The organism is Gelidibacter sp. (assembly GCF_039916245.1).
GTDB lineage: Bacteria > Bacteroidota > Bacteroidia > Flavobacteriales > Flavobacteriaceae > Gelidibacter.
Genome location: NZ_JBDSLS010000046.1, coordinates 1 through 2,699, shown reverse-complemented (window position 1 = coordinate 2,699; position 2,699 = coordinate 1). Strand labels below are relative to the sequence as shown.

2 protein-coding genes and 1 pseudogene are annotated in these 2,699 nt (G+C 36.4%); all 3 read left to right on the top strand.

Going from position 1 to position 2,699, the window contains the following annotated elements:
* Positions 1 to 152: pseudogene (locus tag ABIQ28_RS02290) on the top strand (dipeptide epimerase); the annotation flags it as partial.
* Between the two features lie 3 nt (positions 153 to 155).
* A complete protein-coding gene (locus ABIQ28_RS02285; protein ID WP_348035133.1) occupies positions 156 to 1,199 on the top strand; it encodes an aminotransferase class I/II-fold pyridoxal phosphate-dependent enzyme in 1,044 nt (347 codons plus the stop codon).
* Between the two features lie 186 nt (positions 1,200 to 1,385).
* Positions 1,386 to 2,564 (top strand): D-alanyl-D-alanine carboxypeptidase, encoded by a 1,179-nt coding sequence (locus ABIQ28_RS02280; protein WP_348035132.1) that lies wholly within the window; start codon positions 1,386 to 1,388, stop codon positions 2,562 to 2,564.
* The last annotated feature ends 135 nt before the right edge of the window (positions 2,565 to 2,699 follow it).

Here is a 2,699-nt window from a genome sequence, read left to right as displayed (position 1 = left end):
CGGCCATTGCCCATTTATTACCGCTATTAGATTATGTCGATATGGATGGCGCATTGTTGTTATCAGAAGATATTGCCACTGGTGTAAAAATTGAAGACGGAGCGGTTTTTTATAGTGATCTTAATGGCACTGGGGTTACTTTAATAGATTAGCGAATGACCGTTGAGCAATTTCCGGATAGAACGATTGAAGTTGACGGTAAAGAATATCTCTATTTTGGGGGAACTTCCTATTTGGGAATGGCCACAAATCCAGACTTTCAAAAACTTCTTTATAAGAGTATCAACATTTGGGGGACGGCGTATGGGAGTTCTCGAAACTCCAATATCAAGCTTAGCATTTACGAGAAAGCAGAAGCGTTATTAGCTAAAATAATTGGGGCAGAAGCGGCACTTACGGTTTCTTCAGGGACCTTGGCTGGATCACTTGTCATTGATTATTTGGCCAAAAGCCATGATTACTTTTACCATTATCCCAAAACACATCCTGCAATTTTAAAAAATTCCAGTTTGCCGTTGTTTGTTGACGGCAAATTGCATTCCAGACTAACCGATGACATCGAGGAATCTGTTGTCATTGCTGCAGATACGTTATTATCTTTGGAAGTGCAGCCCACCAATTTTTATTTTCTGGATGCTATTTCGCCAAGTAAGCAAATTACTTTGTTAGTCGATGAATCCCATAGTTTGGGAATTGTTGGCCCACGAGGTGAAGGTGTTTTCGGAACGATTCATCATCCCAAAATTGTGCAGAAGATTATGATCAGTTCGCTTACTAAAGCTTATGGCTGTTCGGGAGGTGTTATTGCAGGAGATAAAAAAATCATTGATGTGATTCAGAATGACGCTGTATTTATTTCTGCTTCAGGAATGAATCCTATTTTTTTACAGACCTTTTTTGATGCTCAGGATTTACTTCAAAATCAACTGAATAAATTAAGAGATAATCTTCAATTTCTTCATCATGATACTGTTTTGCCGACGCTATTTAAATACGATCCTGACTATCCGGTAATTTACTGCAATGGCAATGGCATTTTTGATTATTTGAAATCTAAGGACATCATCATCACTAATTTTAAGTATCCTAATTATGATATGATGATGAATCGTATCGTGATTACAGCAAACCATACGCCATCCGATTTGGAGCGACTGAAATCGGCATTGATGCTCTTTCAAAAAGAATCCAAAGACTAAGATTCATGTAGAGACTCGAAGTCATTTTATCTGTTCCCATTTATAGCCTATCTTTAAATATTAATTTTTTGAGTTTTTGATATGAAAATAGCTTCGCAAACCGTTCGTTATTCTTTTTTTGTAATGCTTTCATTGCTTTTTTTGAATTGTAAATCTGCTAAAGTTTCAAAGCATTTAGAAAAATCAATGGATTCCAACTTTTTTGATAATCAGTTTACGGGGTTTATGGTTTATAATCCACGAACCAAGGACACGGTTTTTAATCATAATGGCGAACGCTATTTTACACCTGCCAGTAATACTAAAATCTTCACTCTTTTTACCGGTTTACAGTACTTACCGGAAAATGTCCCTGCATTTAAATATGCAGTTCATCAAGATACTTTGATTGTAGAAGGCACAGGAGATCCGAGTTTTTTGCATCCTTACTTCAGGGATAGTACGGCACTTAATTTTATGAAAAACTACAAATTTGTAAAGTTGGTCACGGATAATTACGCCAATGACAAGTTTGGTCCAGGGTGGGCATGGGAAGATTATGACATGTATTATAGTCCAGAGCGCAGTGCATTTCCGTTGTATGGCAATGTGCTGTCTATTTCTAATGATGAAGGAGATCTCAAAACATATCCTGAATTTTTAGGATCGGAGACGACTTACACGACATTGAATAAACGCAGGGATTTTAACGAGAACAAGTTTTATTATAAAATGACCCGTAAGGATACGATTGAAGTTCCATTTGTTTTGGATACTAGCATGGTCAAAAAACTTTGGAATGATTTGCTTCCGAATAAAGTAGAATTCATACCCTACACCAAAGTAAAGACTGACCAAACGCTCTATAGTATTCCGTCAGATAGTTTGTATAAACGCATGATGTATGTGAGCGATAATTTTCTTGCAGAGCAGATTTTGATTTTGGCATCTTCAACAGTTGCTGACACTTTAGATGCCGATCCGATCAGAAATGCAGTGCTTCAAAATCAACTCAAGTTTTTAAAACAACCTCCTAAATGGCGTGATGGCTCTGGATTGAGCAATTATAATCTTTTTACACCTTTGTCCATTGTTCAAGTTTTGGAAAAACTTTATACTGATATTCCCAGAGAACGTTTGTTCAACTTCTTTCCTATTGGCGGTAAAAGTGGCACTCTGAAAAGTTGGTTTGGAGGCGATAAAGCCCCTTATATTTATGCTAAAACAGGGACTTTAAGCAGTGCTTATTGTTTAAGTGGTTATTTGATTACGAATTCTGGCGAGGTGCTTATCTTCAGTTTTCTGAACAATAATTATGTGACTTCTTCCAATGTTGTTAAGCCTGAAATGCAAAAGATTTTGGAATATCTGCGGGATAATTATTAGATGAAAGTCTTTCTGTCTTTTTACGTCTTGATTATTCAGATATATTAGATGTTCTACTTGTTATAGACAGCATAAAAGAGAGACGATAAACTAATTGTAAAGCTCAAACTCCACTCTCCAAATTGTTTATTCAAC